The sequence below is a fragment of the Streptomyces sp. NPDC086989 genome, assembly GCF_044745505.1.
Classification (GTDB): domain Bacteria; phylum Actinomycetota; class Actinomycetes; order Streptomycetales; family Streptomycetaceae; genus Streptomyces.
On record NZ_JBIVAL010000004.1, the window covers coordinates 96,953 to 118,912 of the forward strand.

Consider the following 21,960-nt stretch of genomic DNA (forward strand, 5'->3'; position numbering starts at 1 on the left):
TTCTCGTTGGTCAGGCCCTCGGCGGGATTGGCGTCCCGAGCGAGGGCCGAATTGCGTTATGGGGTTGTCGGGGGCAAGCGTGCCCGATGGATTGGCATATGCGCCAGCCGGGTTGGGGTGATTCATCCGTCCGGGTGAGAGGGGGAGGGGGAGGTGGGGAGAGGTCATTTCCCCCGGTTGTTTGTCTTTAGGTGTCGAGCGTCACCGGTTATCGCCCCACCGGGTCGCGGCAACCTCGATCCGGTGAAATCGGACTTTCCGGTTCACGTGACCTGGTGTGGCCATCCGTGCGTAGCCTGAACGGAGTTGACGGTCGACGGAGGTGGCAGTGAGCACAGAGGGCGCCGACGAGTCGAGCTGGGCACTCGACCCGGAGGACGAATCCGGGGCGGTCGTCGCGGCGGTGGGACGCCAGTTGAAAATGTGGCGGGAGGCCGCCGGACTTGACCGTTCTGCATTCGCTGAGCTGATGGGCTACGGGGCGGACCTGACCCGCAAGATCGAAAGCGGCACCCGCATTCCACGCCCCGAGTTCCTGGACAAGGCAGACGCGGTTCTTGGTGCGGGCGGGAAGATCGCCGCGATGAAGATGGACGTCGAAAAGGCCCGCTATCCCAAGAAGGTCCGGGATCTGGCCAAGTTGGAGTCCGAGGCGGTGGAGATCGGGTCCTACGACAACGGCGTGATCCCGGGCCTGCTTCAGACCGAGGAGTACATCCGTGCCCTCTACGCGGTGAGGCGCCCGGCTTACTCGGAGGATCAGATCGAGCGTCTGGTGGCGGCGAGGGTGGCGCGCCATGACATCCTCCGGCGACATCCGGCCCCGCTGCTGACCGTCGTGCAGGAAGAGGCTGTGCTCCGACGGCCCGTCGGGGGCAAAATGGTGCTGCGCCGCCAACTGGAGCACCTGCTGGAGGCCGGCCAGTTGCGCAACGTGGAGATCCAGGTGATGCCCACTGCGGTGGAGGAGCACGCCGGTCTCGCAGGATCACTGAAGATCATGCGCCTCAACGATGGAACGACGGTTGGGCACAACGAAGTTCAGCTGGTCAGCCGCCTGATCACTGAGCCCAAAGAGGTCCAGGTCCTGGACATGCGCTATGGCATGATCCGAGCGCAGGCTCTGACGCCTCGCGAATCTCTGACGTTCATCGAGAAGGTACTGGGGGAGACATGAGCATCAAGCAGTCGGCCGAGGGCCTCTCCACACTGACGTGGGTCAAGAGCAGCTACAGCACCAACGACGGACCCGACTGCGTCGAAGTCGCCTGGACCAAGAGCAGCTACAGCACCGCTGATGGAGCCGACTGCGTCGAGGTCGCCCGGACCCCCGGCACCGTCCTCGTCCGGGACTCCAAGCGGCCCGACGACGGCCGGCTGGCCGTCGCCCCCGCCGCCTGGGACGGGTTCGTCGCCTACGCGACCGCGTGAGAAGCACGGGTTCGGCCGTCAAGGCCGTCATCCGCTACCGGCGGCCGGATCCAAAGTGCTGGGAAGTCGTCGTCAGGGCCGCCTGTAGTCCCCTGGGCAGCAGCTGGGACGCGGCCAAGGCGGTGGCACAGGCCGGCTCCGCCGTCTCCGGGCACGCCGACCGGCTGGCCTGGGCCCTCGCCACACGGCTCGGGAACGTCGAGGAGCTCGCGGTCGCCCTCGCCGGGATGGGGGACCTCCGTGCGCTGCCCGCCCTCCGGCGCATCGCGGAGGACGACTGGGTCCCGCTTCACGTCCCCTGGGTCCCGCACCTGGCCGCGCTGCCCGCCGCGGAGCTGCTCCCGACGATGCGGGCGGTGCTGCGCCAGGATCCGCCGAAGTACCACGCGAGCACCGCCGCCCTCGAACTCCTCGCGCTCTGGGGCCCGGCCTCCGCGCCCGCCGTGCCCGAGGTGCTGCCGTACCTGGAGACCGCGTACGCCTACGACGCCCTGCGCGTCCTCGGCCGGATCGGCCCGGCCGCGGCCGTCGCCGCCGACCGGCTGGCCGACTTCGCCACCGGCCGGGCCCCGCAGGCCCGGCGCCACCACCCGCGGCTGGCCGCTTGGGCGCACTGGAGGGCCACCGGCGACCCGGCGCTCGCCCTCGACGTGTGCGGGGCGGCCGCGGCCTCCGGCAGCGCGAGCCACGGCCTGCCCTTCCTCGCCGATCTCGGCCCGCTGGCCGCCGCCCACGCCGACACCGTGCGCCGCCTGATGGAATCGCCCGGCGCCTGGACCCGCGTCGCCGCGGCGCACGCGTACTGGCGGATCGCCGGGGACGCCGAACCCGCCGTACCGGTGCTGCTGGCCGAGGTGGACCCCGACTGGACCGGGAACCCCGCCCTGCCGGTCCGGGAAGCCGTGCGCCGTCTCGGTGAGATCGGCGCCCCCGCCGCCGCGGCGGCGCCCCTGCTGCGCCGGATCCTGGCGGCGGACGAGCGGCTCAGCCACCCGTACGAGCACGTCCGGATCCTGGCCGACGAGGCCTACGTCCGCACCCTCACCGAGGCGATGGCGCGGATCGGCGCGAGCGCGGACGGCCCGGTACCGATACCGGGGGCCGTGCCCGTGCCCGGAGCCCGGCGCGGGCTGGTGGAGCGATGGCGGGGCCCGCGCGGAGGGCGCACCGGCTGACCGCTCCCGCCCGCACCCCACAGAGTGCGGGCGTACGCCGCGAACGTGGCCAGGTCCCAGCCGAACGCGGTGTCCGCGTGGCCCGGGGCGGACCGCTCGGCGCGGCCGGGGAGGAGCGGTGGCGGGCCGGCTCGCGGCCGGGCGGCGGTCAGGCGTGCAGGAGGCTCTGCGGGAGGTACGCGGAGGTGACGCCGAGCCGCCAGCCGTGGACCTGGACGGCGAGCGCGGCCACGGCGATCGTGGCGGCCGGGAACAGGGTCCGCGGGGCGGCGTCGGGGCGTGCGCCCTCGCGGATGCCGGCGAGGTTCCCGGCCATGGCGCGCTCGAAGGCGGGCTGGTCGTCGTCGAGCAGGACGCGCAGCAGCCGCTGGTCCGGCGTGAGCACGCCGAGGCCGTCCAGCCGGCGGGCCGCCTCCGCGCGCTCGGCGGCGTCCGGCTTGCACAGGGTCGCGTCCGGCCAGTCCCGCGGCAGGTGCCCGGCTGCCCGGGTGAGGTAGAGGCACAGCGCGTCCATCTCGGCGAGCTCGGCCGGGTCGGAGTGCGAGTCGAGCGGCGAGTAGGGCACGCCGTCGCGGAGGGCGGGCGCGTAGTCCTCCCGCAGCAGCAGCCCGATGACCCGGTCGCGCTCCCGCACCGCCCCGCTGGCCACGCACAGGGCGAAGGCGTCCAGCCAGGTCCGGGCGGTGGGCGCCTGGTCGACGGCGTCGCCGAAGGAGATGTCCGTGCTGCTGAGCTCCTCGTGGAGCAGGGGGAACGGCACCTCGAAGTCGCCGCCCGGGAAGCAGCCGAGGGAGAGTTCGCCGAGCGCGCATTCGGCGGCCGTCCGCAGCGCACGGCGTACGACGGCTCCGCTCAGCTCGGGATCCGTCTGCGTCTGTGCGCCGACGTGGTCGAGGAGGTCGTCGCGGGTCTCGTGGAGCCCCTTCAGGGACAGCCCGCCGTACCGCAGCCCGTGCCAGTGGTCGTAGGCCCGACCGGTGACGTCCTCCAGTGCCTGGGACATCCGGTGCTCGCTGACCTCGTGCCGCTTCACGTCCTGCACGCCGCCTCCTTGATCGTTTCACCTTGCGACGCGCACGGTAACAACGCCCACTGACATCGGCGGCGGGCGTGGAAGGCGGGTGCGGGAGAACTGCGGACCGTACGTGGTGGACCGGTCACGGTGCGGGAATGGGCCCGTATGCCGGACCCGGTGCGGGAAGGCCGGCCGGTGTGCCGGACCCGTTCAGCGGGCGGCGCGGAAGCGGTTCAGGACCGCCGCGGTCGCCGGGTGGGGGTCCGTGGCCTCGGGGTGGCGCGGCAGGCGGTGGGGGAGCGAGCCGTACCAGGCGCGGGAGGCCGTGTAGCCGAACGCCAGGCAGAGCATGCCGCCCGCGGCGTCGAGCCAGAAGTGGTTGGCGGTGGCCACGATCACCACGAGGGTCGCCACCGGGTAGAGCAGGCCCAGGATCCGGGCCCAGGGGGCCGAGGCGACCGCGAAGATCGTCAGCCCGCACCAGAGCGACCACCCTATGTGCATGGAGGGCATGGCCGCGTACTGGTTCGACATGTGCTTGAGGTTGCCGGAGGCCATGGAGCCCCAGGTGTGGTGGACGAGCACGGTGTCGACGAAGTGCCCGCCGTTCATCAGCCTCGGCGGGGCGAGCGGGTAGAAGTAGTAGCCGAGCAGGGCCACGCCCGTGGTGGCGAAGAGGACCATGCGCGTGGCCGCGTAACGCCCCGGATGGAACCGGTAGATCCACACCAGGACACCGATGGTCACGATGAAGTGGAGCGTGGCGTAGTAGTAGTTCATGCCGACGATCAGCCACGTCACCGAGTCGACGGCGTGGTTGACGGACTGCTCCACGGCGATGCCGAGGGTGCGTTCGAGGTCCCACAGCCGGTCGGCGTTCGCGAGGGCGGCCGCCTTCTGCTCGGGCACCGCGTTGCGGATGAGCGAGTACGTCCAGTAGCTGACCCCGATGAGCAGGATCTCGAACCAGATCCGCGGCCGGCGCGGGGCCCGCAGCCGGGGCAGGAGAGCGCGCTGATCTCCCGGACGGGTCTCACTCTCGGTCACGGGGGGTGACGAGACTTCCGTTCGGGTTTCCAGTGTCTTCACGCTCGCTTCACCCATGGGGACAGAGTCTGCCAGATGCGTTCCCGCCTTCGATCATCCCTCGGTAGGGTCTCCGGCGCAGCCGCTCACCCCTGGGGACGAGACGGTCCCCTACTGCGCCGGCCGGCGGCCGGCAGACGCACCCTGCCGCGGGCCGGAGGCGGTGGAGCCGCGGACCACGAGCTCGGGCAGGAAGACGAACTCGCCGTGCGGAGCCGGCGTACCGCCGATCTCCTCCAGCAGCGTGCGGACGGCCGCCTGTCCCATGGCCTGCACCGGCTGCCGGATGGTGGTCAGCGGCGGATCCGTGAACGCTATGAGCGGGGAGTCGTCGAAGCCGACGACCGAGACGTCCTGCGGCACCCGCAGCCCCTGCTGCCGGGCCGCCCGGATCGCCCCGAGCGCCATCATGTCGCTGGCGCAGACGACGGCCGTGCAGCCGCGGGCGATGAGCGCGGCCGCCGCTGCCTGCCCGCCCTCCAGGCTGTACAGCGAGTGCTGGATGAGCTCCTCGACCTCGGCCTCGTCCAGGCCGAGCCGTTCCCTCATCCCCAGCCGGAAGCCCTCGATCTTGCGCAGGACGGGCACGAACCGCTTGGGGCCGACGGCGAGCCCGATGCGGGTGTGCCCCAGCGCGGTGAGGTGGGTCACGGCGAGCTGCATCGCGGCCCGGTCGTCGGGGGAGACGAAGGCGGCCTGGACCTTGTCGGAGAACCCGTTGATCAGGACGTACGGAACGCCCTGCCCGCGGAGTTGGTCGTAGCGGCCCATGTCGGCGGTGGTGTCGGCGTGCAGCCCGGAGACGAAGATGATGCCGGAGACCCCGCGGTCGACCAGCATCTCGGTCAGCTCGTCCTCCGTGGACCCGCCGGGTGTCTGCGTCGCCAGCACCGGGGTGTACCCCTGCCGGGTCAGGGCCTGGCCGATGACCTGGGCGAGCGCCGGGAAGATGGGGTTGTCCAGCTCGGGGGTTATCAGCCCGACGAGGCCCGCGCTGCGCTGGCGCAGCTTGACGGGACGCTCGTAACCGAGGACGTCGAGCGCGGCCAGCACGGATTCGCGGGTGCCTGCGGCCACACCGGGCTTGCCGTTGAGCACGCGGCTGACTGTGGCTTCGCTGACCCCCGCCTGGGCTGCGATGTCGGCTAGCCGTGCGGTCACGGGATTGGACTGTACCGGTCCCCGGCTCACAAAGCCCACCACGTGCACGAATCCGAGGGCAGCAGTACGGTCCGGCCGTCCGTCTCGACCGGCGCGCTGGACAGTACGGGGCGCCCCGGCGAGGGCAGTTCGAGCGGCTCGGAGCGGCTGTTGAGGGTGCAGGCGAAGCCGGGCCGGGTGAACAGCAGGACGCCGTCGGGCGCGGACAGCCAGGTCAGCGGGCCGGCATCGGGGGAGCCGAGGCCGGGCAGCGCGCGGCGTAGCTCCAGGGCGGCCCGGTACAGCTCCAGCGTGGAATGGGGGTCGCCGGTCTGGGCGGCCACGCTGAGCGGGGCCCAGTCCCGCGGCTGGGGGAGCCAGGTCCCGGCCGGCCCGAAACCGTACGGGGGCTCCTCGCCGGACCAGGGCAGCGGGATCCGGCAGCCGTCGCGCAGTCCGTCCTGCCCGGCGCTGCGGACGAAGGCGGGGTCCTGGCGGACCTCGTCGGGCAGGTCGACGACCTCGGGCAGGCCGAGCTCCTCGCCCTGGTAGAGGTACGCGGATCCGGGCAGCGCCAGCATCAGCAGGGCGGCGGCCCGGGCCCGGGCCAGGCCCTGCGCCCCGCCGCCGTAGCGCGTCACGTGGCGCACGACGTCGTGGTTGGACAGCACCCAGGTGGTGGTGGCGCCGACGGAGGCGGTGGCGGCCAGGGACTCGTCGATCACGGTCCGCATCGTGCGGGTGTCCCAGGGACAGTTCAGGAAGCGGAAATTGAAGGCCTGGTGCATCTCGTCGGGCCGGACGTACAGGGCGAGCCGCTCCGAGGTCGGCGCCCAGGCCTCCGCGACGCCGATGCGCGGGCCGGGGGGACCTCCCGGCCCAAGGCCGGAGGAGTAGGAGTCGAGCAGCCGCCGCCACGCGCGGTGGATCTCGTGGACGCCGTCCTGGTCGAAGAAGGGGAGCGGTTCTGTGCCGATCAGGGTGGCCTGGGCGCCGCGGCCGATGTCGGGCATGCCGGGGGCCTTGATCATGCCGTGGGCGACGTCGATGCGGAACCCGTCGACGCCGAGGTCCAGCCAGAAGCGCAGGACGGAGGCGAACTCCTCCGCGACCTCGGGATGCTCCCAGTTCAGGTCGGGCTGCTCGGGCGCGAACAGGTGCAGGTACCAGGAGCCGTCCGCGGTCCGGGTCCAGGCGGGCCCGCCGAAGACGGACTCCCAGTCGTTCGGTGGCAGCTCTCCGGCGGCTCCGCGCCCGCGGCGGAAGTGGTACCGGTCCCGGGCGGCGTGGCCGGCGGGGGCGGCGAGGGCCTCCTGGAACCAGGGGTGCCGCTCGGAGGTGTGGTTGGGGACCACGTCGACGATGACCCGCAGCCCGAGCGCGTGGGCCGCCCGGACGAGATCGTCGGCGTCGGCGAGGTCCCCGAAGAGCGGGTCGACGGCCCGGTAGTCGGCGACGTCGTAGCCGCCGTCGGCCTGCGGGGAGACGTAGAAGGGGGTGAGCCAGACGGCGTCGACCCCGAGCCGGGCCAGATGGGGCAGGCGCGCGCGCACCCCGCGCAGGTCGCCGACGCCGTCCCCGTCGCTGTCCGCGAAGGACCGTACGTACACCTGGTAGATGACGGCATCGCGCCACCAGCCGCCGCTTACGGTCACCTTGCTGGAAGCGCTTGCAAGCCGGGATGCGGTCAGCTCATGGGTCATACCGGTGTCAACGCGGGTACATGCCCCCTGGTTGCGGGGCTGATGACCCGAAGGAAGTTCGAACAACCAGCAAGCGGCGGCAACCGTCAGGACACACGGATGTAACGATCGGCCCGACTTGCAGAAAATTGCCGCAAGCTCTTTCGGTCAGCTTTCAGGCTTGTTACGTTCCCAGCAACTCGGGACCGCGAGGGCGCGGCCGGGATCATCGAAGGAGTTCATATGCGGCGTGGCATAGCGGCCACCGCGCTGGTCGCGACCCTGGCGCTCGCGGCGACGGCTTGCGGTGGGGACGACAAGGGCGCGGCCGGCGAGACCAAGGCAGGCGGCGAGCTTTCCGGCACGGTCACGTGGTGGGACACCTCGAACGACGCCGAGAAGGCCAGCTTCCAGAAGATCGCCGAGGCGTTCACCGCGAAGCACCCGAAGGTCACCGTCAAGTACGTCAACGTCCCGTACGGCGACGCGCAGAACAAGGTCAAGAACGCCTTCAGCAGCGGTTCCGAAGCCCCTGACGTGATCCGTGCCGACGTCGGCTGGGTCGCCGACTTCGCCTCGCTCGGCTACCTCGACGAGGTCCCGGCCGAGACCGCCAAGAAGGTCGACGCCGAGTTCCTGCCCCAGGCCGCGGCCAGCGGCAAGTACGAGGGCAAGACCTACGCCGTCCCGCAGGTCATCGACACCCTCGGCCTCTTCTACAACAAGAAGATGCTCGCCGACGCCGGCGTCCAGCCCCCCAAGACGCTGGAAGAGGTGAAGACCGCCGCCGCCGCCATCAAGGCGAAGACCGGCAAGGCCGGCCTCTACCTGCGCGGCGACGACTCCTACTGGTTCCTGCCGCTCATCTACGGCGAGGGCGGCGACCTCGTCGACGCGAAGAGCAAGACGGTCACCGTCGACAACCCGGCCGGTGTCAAGGCGTTCAAGACCGCCCGCGACCTGGTCACCTCCGGCGCGGCGATCACCAACGCCACCGACGGCTGGACCAACATGCAGACCGCCTTCAAGTCGGGCGAGGCCGCAATGATGATCAACGGTCCGTGGGCCGTCGCCGACACCTACGCCGGCGACCAGTTCAAGGACAAGGCCAACCTCGGCGTCGCCCCCGTCCCGGCGGGCTCCGCCAAGGCCGGTGCCCCGCAGGGCGGCCACGACCTCGCCGTCTACGCCGGTTCCAAGAACCGCGCCGCCGCGCACGCCTTCGTCGAGTACATGACCTCGCAGGACGTGCAGGTGCAGGCCACCAAGGACCTCAGCCTGCTCCCGACCCGGACCGCCGCCTACGAGCAGCCGGACGTCAAGTCGAACGAGATGGTCCAGTTCTTCAAGCCGGCCGTGGACAAGGCCGTCGAGCGCGCCTGGATCCCGGAGAACGGCTCCCTCTTCGAGCCGCTGAAGGTCGAATACACCAAGGCGATCACCGGGGCGGCCAGCCCGGAGGACGCGGCCAAGTCGGCCGGCGTCGAGTTCCGCAAGATCCTCAAGGGCTGGAAGTAGACAAGACAATGGCTGCTGACACCAGCCAGTCGGTGGTGAAGGCCGCGGGCCGCGACGGGGAAGACACCGTCGCCGCCCGCGGCCGGAGCCGCAGGACTGACAGCAAGGCCCCCCGCGCGAGCAGGGGTGGACTGGGGCGCGCCCTCGCCACCCACTGGTACGCCTGGGCCATGGTCGCCCCGGTGGTGCTCGTCCTCGCCGTGATCATCGGCTGGCCGCTCTTCCGCGGTATCTACCTGTCGCTGACCGACGCCAACGAGCGCAACGTCGCCCGGACCATCGGCGCCAACCACATCGAGGCCACCTACACGTTCGTCGGCCTCGACAACTACGCCGACGTCCTGGCCGACCCGGTGTTCCTGCAGCGGCTGGTGTGGACCATCGTCTGGACCGTCCTGTGCGTGTCGATCACCTTCACGCTCGGACTGGCCCTGGCCAACATGCTCAACCGGGACTTCCGGGGCCGCGCCGCCTACCGGATGGCGCTCATCCTGCCCTGGGCCGTCCCCGGCTTCGTCTCCGTCTTCGCCTGGCGGTTCCTGTTCAACCGCGACAGCGGCATCCTCAACAAGATCCTCGACGGCGGCGGCATCTCCGCCGTCCCGTGGCTCGACGACCCGACCTGGGCGAAGTTCTCGGTCATCGCCGTCAACGTCTGGCTCGGCGTCCCCTTCATGATGGTGGCCCTGCTCGGCGGACTGCAGTCCATCCCCGCGGAGCTCTACGAAGCCGCCGAGATGGACGGCGCCACGGCCTGGCAGCGGTTCCGGCACATCACCCTGCCCGGGCTGCGCACGGTGAGCATGACGGTGATCCTGCTCTCCACCATCTGGACCTTCAACATGTTCCCGGTGATCTTCCTGCTGACGCGGGGCGGACCGGGCGACTCCACCGAGATCCTCGTGACCCAGGCCTTCCGCGAGGCCTTCGTGTCCAGCCCGCGCGACTTCGCCGGCTCGGCCACCTGGGGCGTGCTCATCCTCGCCCTGCTCATGATCTTTGCGCTGGTCTACCGGCGCTCGCTGCGCAAGCAGGGAGAGGTGTGGTGACCATGACGACCTCGCGAACCCCGCGGAGCCCGCGCGCCCGGGGGCAGCGTTCGCCGCTCGCCTCCACCGGCCTGCACGCCACCCTCGTCGTCGCGTCCGTGATCGCCGTCTTCCCGGTGCTGTGGGTCCTGCTGACCTCCCTCAAGCCCGCGAAGTACGCCATCTCCACCGACTTCGTGAAGGAACCGACGCTCGACAACTACCACTACCTGGTGGAGTCGACCTCCTTCTTCACCTGGTTCGGCAACTCCGTGCTCGTCGCCGGCATCACCACCGTCCTCGGTGTGTTCATCGCCGCCACCACGGGCTACGCCGTCAGCCGGTTCAAGTTCCCCGGCATGAAGCCGCTGATGTGGACCCTGCTCATCACGCAGATGTTCCCGATGGCCATCCTCATCGTCCCGCTCTACAACCTCATGGGACAGCTCGGACTGCTCAACCAGCCGCTCGGCCTGATCATCACGTACCTGACCATCGCGGTGCCGTTCTGCGCCTGGATGATGAAGGGCTTCTTCGACACCATCCCGGTCGAGATCGACGAATCCGGGCGCGTCGACGGGCTCAACCCCTTCGGCACCTTCTGGCGCCTCATCCTCCCGCTGGCCAAGCCCGGCCTCGCCGTCACCGGCTTCTACTCCTTCATCACCGCGTGGGGCGAGGTCGCGTACGCCTCCGCCTTCATGGTCGGCGACGAGCACCTCACCCTCGCCGGGGGCCTGCAGACCTTCGTCACGCAGTACACCTCCAACTGGGGTGCGATGAGTGCCGCCTCCGTCCTCATCGCCATCCCCGCGGCCGTCTTCTTCCTCTTCGCCCAGCGTCACCTCGTCGCCGGGATGACGGCAGGCGCGACCAAGGGCTGACGCCCTCGCGACCACGGGCTGACCACCCGGCGCCTGCCCCCACACACCCCCGGCCCGATCTCTCCAAGGACGACATGACCCAGCACCTCGCCGAAACGATCCCCACCCAGGCCGGCAGCACCCTGCCCGGTTGGTGGAGAGAAGCGGTGATCTACCAGGTCTATCCGCGCAGCTTCGCCGACTCCAACGGGGACGGCATGGGGGACCTCGAAGGCATCCGCAGCCGGCTTCCCTACCTCAAGGAGCTGGGCGTCGACGCCGTCTGGCTCAGCCCGTTCTACGCCTCCCCGCAGGCCGACGCCGGCTACGACGTCGCCGACTACCGGGCCATCGACCCCATGTTCGGCACCCTGCACGACGCCGACGCCGTCATCCGCGAAGCGCACGGGCTGGGCCTGCGCATCATCGTGGACCTCGTCCCCAACCACTGCTCCGACCAGCACGAATGGTTCAAGCAGGCACTGCGCGAGGGACCGGGGACGCCGCTGCGCGAGCGCTTCCACTTCCGCCCGGGCCGCGGCGCGGACGGCTCCGAGCCCCCGAACGACTGGGAGTCGATCTTCGGCGGCCCGGCGTGGACGCGGGTCGCCGACGGTGAGTGGTACCTGCACCTCTTCGCCCCCGAGCAGCCCGACTTCAACTGGGAACACCCCGCCGTCCAGGACGAGTTCCGTTCCGTGCTCCGGTTCTGGCTCGACCTCGGCGTCGACGGGTTCCGCATCGACGTCGCCCACGGCCTCGTCAAGGCCCCCGGCCTGCCCGACCTCGGCCGCGACGAGCAGCTCAAGCTCCTCGGCAACCAGGTGCTGCCCTTCTTCGACCAGGACGGCGTCCACGAGATCTACCGCTCCTGGCGGACCGTCCTCGACGAGTACGCCGGCGACCGCATCGGCGTCGCCGAGGCCTGGACCCCGAGCGCCGACCGCACCGCGCTCTACCTGCGCCCCGACGAACTCCACCAGGCCTTCAACTTCCACTACCTCACGACCGGCTGGGACGCGGCCGCGCTGCGCGCCTCCATCGACGAATCGCTCGACGCGATGCGGCCCGTGGGCGCGCCGACCACGTGGGTGCTGTCCAACCACGACGTCGTGCGCCACGTGACGCGCTACGGCGGCGGGGCGCAGGGCCTGGCCCGGGCCCGGGCCGCCGCCCTGCTGATGCTGGCGCTGCCCGGATCCGCGTACGTCTACCAGGGCGAGGAGCTCGGCCTGCCCGAGGTCGTCGACCTGCCCGACGAGGTCCGCCAGGACCCGTCCTTCTTCAAGGAGAACGGCCAGGACGGACTGCGTGACGGCTGCCGCGTGCCGATCCCGTGGTCCGGCGACCAGGCCCCGTACGGCTTCGGCGACGGAGGCAGCTGGCTGCCGCAGCCCGCACAGTGGGCCGACCTGAGCGTGGCCGCCCAGACCGGCGACCCCTCCTCGACGCTGGAGCTGTACCGCGCCGCGCTGCGGATCCGCCGCGAGCGGGCCGACCTCGGCGCGGGCGACGCGGTGGAGTGGCTGGAGGCGCCCGAGGGCGTCCTGGCGTTCCGCCGCGGCGACTTCCTCTGCACCGTCAACACGACCGGCGAGCCCGTACGGACGCCCGCGCGCGGCACCGCCGTCCTGCTCGCCAGCGCCGAGCTGACCGACCCGGGCACGCTGCCCGCCGACACGGCGGTGTGGTGGCAGGGGTGACCTCCCCGCTCCGGCTGACGGACATCGCCGCGCAGGCCGAGGTCAGCGAGGCGACGGTCAGCCGTGTGCTCAACGGCAAGGCGGGCGTGGCGGCCGGCACCCGGCACAAGGTGCTGGCCGCCATGGACCTGCTCGGCTACGAGCGTCCCGTACGGCTGCGCCGCCGCAGCAACGGGCTGGTGGGCCTGCTCATCCCGGAGCTCACCAACCCCATCTTTCCCGCGTTCGCGCAGGTCATAGAGCAGGCACTGGCCGGACACGGCTATACGCCGGTGCTGTGCACCCAGACGCCGGGCGGAGCCACCGAGGACGAACTGGTCGAACAGCTGGAGGAACGCGGGGTCACCGGGATCGTCTTCCTGTCCGGCCTGCACGCCGACTCGACGCTCGACCCCTCCCGCTACCAGCGGCTGTCCTCCCGCGGCGTCCCCTTCGTACTCATCAACGGCTTCAACGAGCACGTCAACGCCCCGTTCATCTCCCCGGACGACCGGGCGGCCGCCGACATGGCCGTCCGCCACCTGGAGGACCTCGGGCACCGGCGGATCGGCCTGGCCATCGGGCCGACCCGGTACGTGCCGTCGGCCCGCAAGGAGCAGGGGTTCAAGGCCGCGCTGCCGGAGGCCGAGGCGGAGGGGCTGATCCAGCGCACGCTGTTCACGGTCGAGGGCGGCCACGCCGCGGGCGGCGCCCTGCTGGACCGCGGCTGCACCGGCATCGTGTGCGGCAGCGACCCGATGGCACTCGGCGTGATCCGGGCGGTGCGGGAGCGGGGGCTGCGGGTGCCCGAGGACGTCTCGGTGGTCGGTTTCGACGACTCACCGCTGATCGCGTTCACGGACCCGCCGCTGACGACGGTCCGCCAGCCGGTCCGCGCCATGGCGACGGCCGCGGTCGGAGCCCTCCTGGAGGCGGTCGGCGGCACCCCGGTCCAGCGCACGGAATACGTGTTCCAGCCGGAACTGGTGGTCAGGGGCTCAACGGGCCAGGGCCCGGGCGCGTAAGAAGACGGGGGCACCAAAGTGGTGCCCCCGTCTCGCACGGTCCGATCAGAATCCGGCCCAGAGGCCGTTGCTGCCGAGCATGTCGGTGCCCCCGCCGACGTGACCGGCGTTGTCTCCGGTGTAGAGCTTCATGTTGTTGTTCGCGTCGATGCCGGCGATGTCCTGCTTGCCATCGCTGTTGAAATCGGCGGACAGCAGGGACCGGAAGCCCTTCCAGAGGCCGGTGCTGCCGAGCATGTTCGACCCGCCGCCGAGGTGGCCTGCGCCGTCGCCGGTGTAGAGCTTGAGGTTGTCGGTGGCGTCGATGCCGGCGATGTCCTGCTTGCCGTCGTTGTTGTAGTCGGCGGCGGTGATGGCTTTGAAGCCTCTCCAGAGGCCGTTGTTGCCGAGCATGTCGGTGCCGCCGCTGAGGTGGCCTGCGCCGTCTCCGGTGTAGAGCTTCATGTTGTTGTTCGCGTCGATGCCGGCGATGTCCTGCTTGCCGTCGCCGTTGAAGTCGCCGGCGGTGATGGCCTTGAAGTTCTTCCACAGGCCGTTGCTGCCGAGCATGTCGGTGCCGCCGCCGAGGTGGCCTGCGCCGTCACCCGTGTAGAGCTTGAGGTTGCTGTTCGCGTCGATGCCGGCGATGTCCTGCTTGCCGTCGCCGTTGAAGTCGCCGGCGGTGATGGCCTTGAAGCCCTTCCACAGGCCGTTGCCGCCGAGCATGTCGCTGCCGCCGCTGAGGCTGCCCGCCCCGTCACCCGTGTACAGCTTCATGTTGCTGTTCGCGTCGATGCCCGCGATGTCCTGCCTGCCGTCGCCGTTGAAGTCGGCACCCACCGTCCGTGCCATGACCGGCGCCGGAACGGGGACCGGACAGTTCGCGAGCGCCGTCGGGAAGGTTCCGGCCTGGTCCGCGGAGAACGGCACGTTGTAGAAGGCCAACAGGCCGATTCCGTTGCTGTTCGTGATCCAGGGGCCGGCGCCGTCGTGCCCGACGTAGCTGACACCCGTGGCGCCGGTTGCCGGACCGGTCAGGCGCAGGTGGACGAAGCCCGGCCTGACGGCCATCGACGCCACTGACACCGGGCTGCCGTTGACGACGAAGTCCGTGACGGGACCGCATCCGGCCACGAGCGCGTCGGTGCCGTTGCGCAGGGCAAGGGTGATCTCGGTGCGATCTGCCTTGGAGAACCATGCCCTCTGGAGGTCGGGAGCGGTGCTCGCCGCGGCGCTGCCCCCGTAGTAGTCCCGGGCCATGGAGAGGAAGTCGTGATCGGCGAGATCACGGTACCCGCCGACGTAGTAGTAGTGGCAGTTGTCGGGACCCTGTCCGCTGATGCCGGTGGTGGACAGGACGGTGACGCCCGGGAGCGCGGCGTACTGCCGTTGGGCCTCGCGCTCCTCGTAGGAGTTCTGGGGCGCGCCGGTGGCGTCGAGGCAGCCGTTGCGGATCTGGTGGGCGTACACGTGCTCCACACCCGGGTAGTCGCTCTTCCAGTCGTCCAGCAGGGACTTGAAGCCGGCGGTCTGGCTGGCGACGTTGTTGTTGTCGGACTCTCCCTGGTACCAGAAGATGCCGCGGACCCGGCCCTGAACTCCCGCCCGCTGGGCCCGGCCGAGCAGGCGCCCGTAGTTGGTGCCGGCGTCGGCGGGGTTCGCGTCGTTGCGCTGGAAGAAGGTGACGGGGACGCCCTCGTGACCGCCCTGCAGGAGGGCGACGGGGATGCCGTAGGTGTTCACCGCCTGGTGGCCGAGGCGGAGCGCGTACTGGCCGACCGCCCCCGTGGCCTGGTAGCCGTCGCCTTCCGCGACCTGCCAGGTGTCGTCCTGGGCGGCCGCCGTGGGATCGGCCGTGGACGAGCCGAACGTACGCACCCAGGGCGACCGGTCGGCGCTGCTGGAGTTGGAGGTGTCGGACGGGTTGCCGGGGTTCGACGGGAAGTGCCGGCGGGCGGCCGCGTTGGACTGGCCGCTCACGATGAACACGTCGCCCGCGACGATGTCGCTCCACGTGCCCTGCAGCGTGGCGGTGGAACCGGAGACGGAGTAGAGGCTGAAGGAGTAGCCGTGCAGACCCGCCTGGATCCCCGGCGTGAAGGTGAACGTCGATCCGCCGCCGTTCACCGGGACGCTGCTGCTCGACAGGGGCTCCCCGTCCCGGACGACGTCCAGCCGCATCGAAGTGGCGCCGGCCTGCGTGACGCTGCCGGCGATGGTGACGACGGCGTTGTTCGTGGCGGGGTCGCGCGGGAAGAGCTGGTGGTCCCGGGGAGCCTTCGTGAGCTGGACCCCGCTGCCCGCCACCGCATCGGCTTGTACGGCCGAGGGTGCCGCCGCCACCGCCGGCTGCGCGGCTGCGGCCGTGGCGAACCCGTCCACTGCGAGCGTGGCGGTGACGGCGAGGGACAGCGTGAGCGCGCCTTGGGCCAGCGTCCGACGGCCGGAGAACTTCCGCATGACAGTTACCTTGCTGGTGGGGAGGGCGGGAGGGGGAGCGGAGAACAGAAGGGGCGGGGTCCTAGAAGCCGGCCCAGGCGCCGCTGGTGCGGTCCAGCATGTTGGTGCCGCCGCTGACGTGACCCGCGCCGTCGCCCGTGTACAGCATCATGTTGTTGTTCGCATCGATGCCGGCGATGTCCCGCTTGCCGTCGACGGAGAAGTCGGCGGACACGAGGGACCGGAAGCCCTTCCACAGGCCGTTGCTGCCGAGCATGTCGGTGCCGCCGCCGACGTGGCCTGCGCCGTCGCCGGTGTAGAGCTTGAGGTTGTCGGTGGCGTCGATGCCGGCGATGTCCTGCTTGCCGTCGTTGTTGAAGTCGCCGGCGGTGATGGCCTTGAAGCCCTTCCACAGACCCGTGCTGCCGAGCATGTTGGTGCCGCCGCCGACGTGGCCCGCGCCGTCGCCGGTGTAGAGCTTGAGGTTGTCATTGGCGTCAATGCCGGCGATGTCCTGCTTGCCGTCGCCGTTGAAGTCACCGGCGGTGATGGCCTTGAAGCCCTTCCACAGGCCGTTGCTGCCGAGCATGTTGGTGCCGCCGCCGAGGTGACCGTGGCCGTCGCCGGTGTAGAGCTTGAGGTTGTCGTTGGCGTCGATGCCCGCGATGTCCTGCTTGCCGTCGCTGTCGAAGTCGCCGGCGGCGATGGCCTTGAAGCCCTTCCACAGACCCGTGCTGCCCAGCATGTGACTGCCGTCACCGGTGCCGATGATGGCCGGGCCGTCGGTGAGGTACAACTCCATGTTGTTGTTGGCGTCGATTCCGGCGATGCTCGGCGTGAGGTCGGTGAAGGCGGCCGCCACGGTCCGGGCCATCGTCGGTGCCGCAGGGGGAGTCGGGTCGGTCGGGTACGGGTCGGCGTGGTCGCTGCCCAGTCCGGCCGCCGGTCCGCAGCTGGGCCAGGCGCCCTGGCCCTGGGCCGCGAGGACCTTCTCGCCTATGAGGATCTGCTGCTGCTTGGTCGCCAGGTCGGCGCGGGAAGCGTAGACCCCGCCGCCGAACGCGTTCCAGGTCGAAGCGGAGAACTGGAGGCCGCCGTAGTAGCCGTTCCCGGTGTTGATGGACCAGTTGCCGCTGCTCTCGCAGTTGGCGACCTTGTCCCAGGTGCTCACCGACGCGGCGCCGGCGGTGGTGACGTTCAGGCAGAGGGTCGAGGCGGAGACCAGGCCGACGAGAGTGGCCGACAGGATGCGCTTGCGGTTCATCGTTTTGCTCGCTTCAGGTGAGGAAGTGCTGGGGCGGGGGCGAGGAAGGGGGCACGGGCCCGGGCGGTGTCCGGACCTGGTCGGGGTCCGGACACCGCGGGGGAGGGAAGCCGGGTCTTAGAAGCCGGCCCAGAGGCCGTTGCTGCCGAGCATGTTGGTGCCGCCGCTGACGGTGCCCGCGCCGTTGCCGGTGTAGAGCTTCATGTTGTTGTTCGCGTCGATGCCGGCGATGTCCCGCTTGTTGTCGCCGTTGAAGTCGGCGGACAGCAGGGACCGGAAGCCCTTCCACAGGCCGTTGCTGCCGAGCATGTCGGTGCCCCCGCCGAGGTTGCCTGCGCCGTCGCCGGTGTAGAGCTTGAGGTTGTCGGTGGCGTCGATGCCGGCGATGTCCTGCTTGCCGTCGCCGTTGAAGTCGCCGGCGGTGATGGCCTTGAAGTTCTTCCACAGGCCGGTGCTGCCGAGCATGTTCGACCCGCCGCCGAGGTTGCCCGCGCCGTCGCCGGTGTAGAGCTTGAGGTTGTCGGTGGCGTCGATGCCGGCGATGTCCTGCTTGCCGTCGCCGTTGAAGTCGCCGGCCGTAATGGCCTTGAAGCCCTTCCACAGACCCGTGCTGCCGAGCATGTTGGTACCGCCGCCGAGGTGGCCTGCGCCGTCGCCGGTGTAGAGCTTGAGGTTGTCGGTGGCGTCGATGCCGGCGATGTCCTGCTTGCCGTCGCCGTTGAAGTCACCGGCGGCGATGGACTTGAAGCCCTTCCACAGGCCGTTGCTGCCGAGCATGTCGCTGCCGCCGCCGACGTTGCCCGCCCCGTCACCCGTGTACAGCTTCATGTTGCTGTTCGCGTCGATGCCCGCGATGTCCTGCTTGCCGTCGCCGTTGAAGTCGGCACCCACCGTCCGTGCCATCACCGGCGCCGGGGCCGCGTCATCGACGATCTTGTCGTAGCGCAGCGCGTCGTAGTAGCTGGTCGGCCAGCCCTCCAGGGAGGAGCTGTTGATGTTCGCCGAGGTCGGGCCGTGCGTCGGGTTGTTGGAGTTGCTCTCGGCGTAGTAGGTGAAGGCGCCCGTGGACTGGTTGGTCCAGCCTGCGAACAGGAAGGTGTGCGCGTCGGTGTAGTCCATCGCGTCGCCCGGCTTGAGCTGCGAGAAGCTGATCTTGGTGGACACGTCCGGCAGGGTCCAGGTGGTCAGGCTGGAGTTCAGGTGCCAGGCCATGGACACGTAACCGGAACAGTCCTCCCGGTACGAGCCGTTGGAATCCGAGTGGTAGGCGCCCTGGTTGTACGGAACGCCCTGGTCGACCCAGCTCTGAGCGCGGGCGATGACCTCGCCGCGGGTGATCGTGCCGCCCACCGAGGACGCGGCCTGGGCCGGGGCGGCGAGCGTCACGGCAGCGCCGGCGGCGGCGAGCACGGTGAGGGAGGCGAGGGAAGCGAGGGTGCGCTTGGTACGCGGCATGGTGATGTCTCCTGGTGAGAAGTCGAGGCGTTGGGGTGGAGCGGTGGGACTCAGCGAGTGGGGGCCAGGCTTCCGGTGAGCGTGGTCAGCAGATCGGCGTCGGAAGCGGGCGTGGTGGAGTTGGCCTGTCCGGCAGACGCGAGGTCGCTGTACTGGAGGACGGTGAGAACGGCGCCGTCCGCGGCCAGGTAGACGTGGTGCGTCTGCCGGCCGGGGGCCGACATGCCGGGCACGGCGGTCCACTGGTACTGCCAGGCGGCTGCCGCCGGGCGTTCGGCCGTGCGGGTGGACGTGGCGTCGGGGGTGCCGCCCTGCTTGGTCTGCGCGTCGCGCAGGGTGGCCTGGCAGCCGTCGAGCTGGGCGGTGAGTGCCTGGCGGGCGTGGTCGGCGTCGGCCGGGGTGGCGAAGGTGAAGGTGTCCTGGATGGCCGGAGTCTTCGCCGTGCTCGCCCAGCCCTGCTGCTGCCAGCCGGTCGCGCCCTGGACGGCGGCGCATTCGTTGAGGCTGCTGGAGGGGGCGACCGTGCGGCTCTTGGCCGGACCGATCGGCTTCCAGCCCGCCTTGGCCTGGTTGGGCAGTTCCTGCACCGCGAGGGGTGCGGGCGCCTTGCCGGCCGCCGCCCGGCCGGCCGACGGCGTGACCGTGGTCGGCTTGGCCGTGGCCGACGGCGCCGTCCCTGCAGGGGAGGGCGTCGCTGTGACGGCGGGGGTGCCGGGCGTCTGGGCGGGCGTCGTGGTCGCGGAGGGCGTGCCTGTGGCCGGGGCCGTCACGGCGGGGGCGGCGGCCTGAAGGTCTTCGGCGGCGAACGCACTGGTGAACTGGGCGGTGGCCAGGGCCGCGACGGCGACCACGGGAACGGCGGCGATCAGCGCAATGCGACTGCGACGCGGTGCGGGCATGGTTGAGCAGTCCTTCCGGACGGTGCAGGCACGGCGGTGCCCTGTGATCGGCGGGGTGGCGGCGTCGGAACGCCGGGGCGGCCTCAGTGGCCGGGAGTTCGCCCGGGTGCCGCGGTCCGTGACAGCTGCCCTGCAGGTGCAGCGGTCGTAGGGGAAACGCGGCGAGCGATGCCGGTCGGGTTCCTGCCACCCGGTGGTCTCGGTGGTGGTGTTCCTTGCCGGCGATCACTAGCTTCGTCGCAGCTCAGGGCAGGCGGAAGGGGTTCTCGGTGGACGGAAGGGGCCCTGGACCGTTCCGTCCAGCGGGGCGTTGCCGGGGCGTTGCCGGGGCGCTGCCCAGGTGCTGCCGGGGTGGTTGCCTTGCCGCCCCGACGCTCGGACCGGTGCCGGGTCCGGCCTGGGGTGAGGGGTCTGGGTTTGCCCCCTTGAGTGCGGCGTCAACCGGCAGGCGCGGGCGGCCTGGAGGACACGTCGGGGAAACAATTCTGCAATCTCTTGCGCAAAGTCTTGCAGCGCTCCTACCTGGCCCCTACCGTCGCTGCAATCCCCACCTCTCCCGCCAGGAGGCCCCCCGCATGCCTGCCAGAGCCGTCAGAGCTGCAACTCTTTTCGCCGCCACCGCACTTGCCGCCGCCGGGCTCGCAGGGCAGGCGCCCCGGGCCGTTGCCGCCGCGCCCGGCGCCAAGGACGTCACCGCCGTGCTGTTCGAGTGGCGGTTCGAGTCCGTCGCCAAGGCCTGCACGGATTCGCTCGGGCCCGCCGGGTACGGGTACGTGCAGGTGTCGCCGCCCCAGGAGCACATCCAGGGGGCGCAGTGGTGGACCTCGTACCAGCCCGTCAGCTACCGGATCGCCGGGCGGCTGGGTGACCGGGCCGCGTTCAAGGCCATGGTCGACACCTGTCACGCTGCGGGGGTCAAGGTCGTCGCCGACTCCGTGATCAACCACATGGCCGCCGGGAACGGCGTCGGGACCGGGGGGTCTTCGTACACGAAGTACGACTACCCCGGCGTCTACTCCGGCGCCGACATGGACGACTGCCGGGTGAGCATCTCCAACTACCAGGACCGGGCCAACGTCCAGAACTGCGAACTCGTGCAGCTGGCCGATCTGGACACCGGTGAGGACTACGTGCGCGGGCGGATCGCCGGGTACCTGAACGACCTGCTGTCGCTGGGCGTGGACGGCTTCCGGATCGACGCCGCCAAGCACATGCCCGCCGCCGACCTGGCCAACATCAAGTCCCGGCTGAGCAATCCGGGCGTGTACTGGAAGCAGGAGGCCATCTACGGGGCCGGCGAGGCCGTCTCCCCGAGCGAGTACCTCGGCAACGGTGACGTGCAGGAGTTCCGCTACGCCCGCGACCTCAAGCGGGTCTTCCAGAACGAGAACCTCGCCTACCTGAAGAACTTCGGGGAGGCCTGGGGGTACATGCCGAGCGGCCAGGCCGGGGTGTTCGTCGACAACCACGACACCGAGCGCGGCGGCGACACCCTGAACTACAAGAACGGTTCCGACTACACCCTGGCGAGCGTCTTCATGCTCGCCTGGCCCTACGGCTCCCCCGACGTGCACTCCGGGTACGAGTGGACCGACAAGGACGCCGGCCCGCCGAACGGCGGTACGGTCAACGCTTGTTACTCCGACGGGTGGAAGTGCCAGCACGCCTGGCGCGAGATCGCCTCCATGGTCGGATTCCGCAACGCCACGCGCGGCCAGGCCGTCACCGACTGGTGGGACAACGGCGGTGACCAGATCGCCTTCGGGCGGGGCGGCAAGGGGTACCTCGTCATCAACCACGAGGGCGCGGGCCTCACCCGGACCTTCCAGACCTCGCTCGCGGGCGGTGACTACTGCGACGTGCAGAGCGGGCGCACCGTGACCGTGAACTCCGCCGGACAGTTCACGGCCACGATCGGGGCCGGTACCGCACTCGCCCTGCACGTGGGCGCCCGTGGCTGTACGGGTGCGCCCGCGAACGCCGCCGGCGCCTCGTTCGGCGTCAACGCCACCACCGTGCCCGGGCAGGACGTCTACGTCACCGGGGACCGCGCCGAGCTCGGCGGCTGGAACACCGGCAGCGCCCTCAAGCTCGACCCGGCGGCCTACCCCGTCTGGAAGCTCGACGTGTCCCTCCCGGCAGGGACCGCGTTCTCGTACAAGTACCTGCGCAAGGACGCCGCCGGGAACGTGACCTGGGAGAGCGGGGCCAACCGCACCGCCACCGTCCCGGGCGGCGGCAAGGTCGTGCTGAACGACACCTGGCGCAACTGAGTCACC

At 70.7% G+C, this 21,960-nt stretch carries 17 protein-coding genes; 9 read left to right on the plus strand and 8 right to left on the minus strand.

What is annotated here, in order from left to right; all coding sequences use genetic code 11:
* Window positions 1-328 precede the first annotated feature (328 nt).
* Genes ACIPK4_RS10155 through ACIPK4_RS10165 form a run of 3 tightly spaced genes read left to right on the plus strand, consistent with a single transcriptional unit; the run spans window position 329 to window position 2,606 of the window.
* Window positions 329-1,177, plus strand: a complete 849-nt coding sequence (locus tag ACIPK4_RS10155) for a helix-turn-helix domain-containing protein (protein ID WP_402310830.1) — start codon at window positions 329-331, stop codon at window positions 1,175-1,177.
* Complete coding sequence (locus ACIPK4_RS10160; protein WP_054226343.1) at window positions 1,174-1,431, plus strand: DUF397 domain-containing protein; 258 nt, start codon at window positions 1,174-1,176, stop codon at window positions 1,429-1,431. The genes ACIPK4_RS10155 and ACIPK4_RS10160 overlap by 4 nt, the downstream gene beginning before the upstream one ends.
* The gene (locus ACIPK4_RS10165; RefSeq protein ID WP_402310833.1) at window positions 1,428-2,606 is read left to right on the plus strand and encodes a hypothetical protein; all 1,179 of its coding nucleotides are present in this window, start codon (window positions 1,428-1,430) and stop codon (window positions 2,604-2,606) included. Before ACIPK4_RS10160 ends, ACIPK4_RS10165 begins: the two co-directional genes overlap by 4 nt.
* A gap of 148 nt (window positions 2,607-2,754) precedes the next feature.
* Here ACIPK4_RS10165 and ACIPK4_RS10170 read toward each other — a convergent pair whose 3' ends face one another.
* The 4 genes from ACIPK4_RS10170 to ACIPK4_RS10185 form a co-directional block, all read right to left on the minus strand.
* Window positions 2,755-3,648: an immunity 49 family protein gene (locus ACIPK4_RS10170; protein ID WP_402310835.1), complete on the minus strand. Its 894-nt coding sequence runs from the start codon at window positions 3,646-3,648 to the stop codon at window positions 2,755-2,757.
* A 183-nt stretch (window positions 3,649-3,831) separates the two neighbouring features.
* Complete coding sequence (locus tag ACIPK4_RS10175) at window positions 3,832-4,725, minus strand: phosphatase PAP2 family protein (RefSeq protein ID WP_082410946.1); 894 nt, start codon at window positions 4,723-4,725, stop codon at window positions 3,832-3,834.
* Between the two features lie 93 nt (window positions 4,726-4,818).
* Window positions 4,819-5,868, minus strand: a complete 1,050-nt coding sequence (locus ACIPK4_RS10180) for a LacI family DNA-binding transcriptional regulator (protein WP_402310838.1) — start codon at window positions 5,866-5,868, stop codon at window positions 4,819-4,821.
* A gap of 26 nt (window positions 5,869-5,894) precedes the next feature.
* Window positions 5,895-7,550, minus strand: a complete 1,656-nt coding sequence (locus ACIPK4_RS10185; RefSeq protein WP_402310840.1) for an alpha-amylase family glycosyl hydrolase — start codon at window positions 7,548-7,550, stop codon at window positions 5,895-5,897.
* A 222-nt stretch (window positions 7,551-7,772) separates the two neighbouring features.
* Between ACIPK4_RS10185 and ACIPK4_RS10190 the strand changes: the two genes are divergently transcribed.
* From ACIPK4_RS10190 to ACIPK4_RS10210, 5 genes are all read left to right on the plus strand, one after another.
* Entirely contained in the window at window positions 7,773-9,047 is a 1,275-nt protein-coding gene (locus ACIPK4_RS10190; RefSeq protein WP_054226349.1) for an extracellular solute-binding protein, read from the plus strand.
* 8 nt (window positions 9,048-9,055) lie between these two features.
* Window positions 9,056-10,096: a carbohydrate ABC transporter permease gene (locus ACIPK4_RS10195; RefSeq protein WP_376196878.1), complete on the plus strand. Its 1,041-nt coding sequence runs from the start codon at window positions 9,056-9,058 to the stop codon at window positions 10,094-10,096.
* 2 nt (window positions 10,097-10,098) lie between these two features.
* Window positions 10,099-10,959, plus strand: coding sequence for a sugar ABC transporter permease (locus tag ACIPK4_RS10200; protein ID WP_054226351.1), 861 nt, complete (start codon window positions 10,099-10,101; stop codon window positions 10,957-10,959).
* Window positions 10,960-11,033: 74 nt separating this feature from the next.
* A complete protein-coding gene (locus tag ACIPK4_RS10205) occupies window positions 11,034-12,641 on the plus strand; it encodes a glycoside hydrolase family 13 protein (protein ID WP_376196876.1) in 1,608 nt (535 codons plus the stop codon).
* On the plus strand, window positions 12,629-13,645 hold the full coding sequence (locus ACIPK4_RS10210; RefSeq protein ID WP_402310845.1) for a LacI family DNA-binding transcriptional regulator: 1,017 nt from the start codon (window positions 12,629-12,631) through the stop codon (window positions 13,643-13,645). The genes ACIPK4_RS10205 and ACIPK4_RS10210 overlap by 13 nt, the downstream gene beginning before the upstream one ends.
* Before the next feature lie 45 nt (window positions 13,646-13,690).
* On the opposite strand, the gene ACIPK4_RS10215 is transcribed toward ACIPK4_RS10210, so the two are convergent.
* The 4 genes from ACIPK4_RS10215 to ACIPK4_RS10230 all read right to left on the minus strand — a co-directional run bounded on the left by ACIPK4_RS10215 (window position 13,691) and on the right by ACIPK4_RS10230 (window position 19,681).
* On the minus strand, window positions 13,691-16,084 hold the full coding sequence (locus ACIPK4_RS10215) for an FG-GAP-like repeat-containing protein (RefSeq protein ID WP_402310848.1): 2,394 nt from the start codon (window positions 16,082-16,084) through the stop codon (window positions 13,691-13,693).
* Window positions 16,085-16,145: 61 nt separating this feature from the next.
* Complete coding sequence (locus ACIPK4_RS10220) at window positions 16,146-17,327, minus strand: transglycosylase family protein (protein ID WP_402310851.1); 1,182 nt, start codon at window positions 17,325-17,327, stop codon at window positions 16,146-16,148.
* Window positions 17,328-17,444: 117 nt separating this feature from the next.
* A complete protein-coding gene (locus ACIPK4_RS10225; RefSeq protein ID WP_402310854.1) occupies window positions 17,445-18,782 on the minus strand; it encodes an FG-GAP repeat domain-containing protein in 1,338 nt (445 codons plus the stop codon).
* Window positions 18,783-18,832: 50 nt separating this feature from the next.
* A complete protein-coding gene (locus ACIPK4_RS10230; protein ID WP_402310857.1) occupies window positions 18,833-19,681 on the minus strand; it encodes a hypothetical protein in 849 nt (282 codons plus the stop codon).
* Window positions 19,682-20,256: 575 nt separating this feature from the next.
* On the opposite strand from ACIPK4_RS10230, the gene ACIPK4_RS10235 reads away from it, so the two are divergent.
* On the plus strand, window positions 20,257-21,954 hold the full coding sequence (locus ACIPK4_RS10235; protein ID WP_402310859.1) for a carbohydrate-binding module family 20 domain-containing protein: 1,698 nt from the start codon (window positions 20,257-20,259) through the stop codon (window positions 21,952-21,954).
* Window positions 21,955-21,960 lie beyond the last annotated feature (6 nt).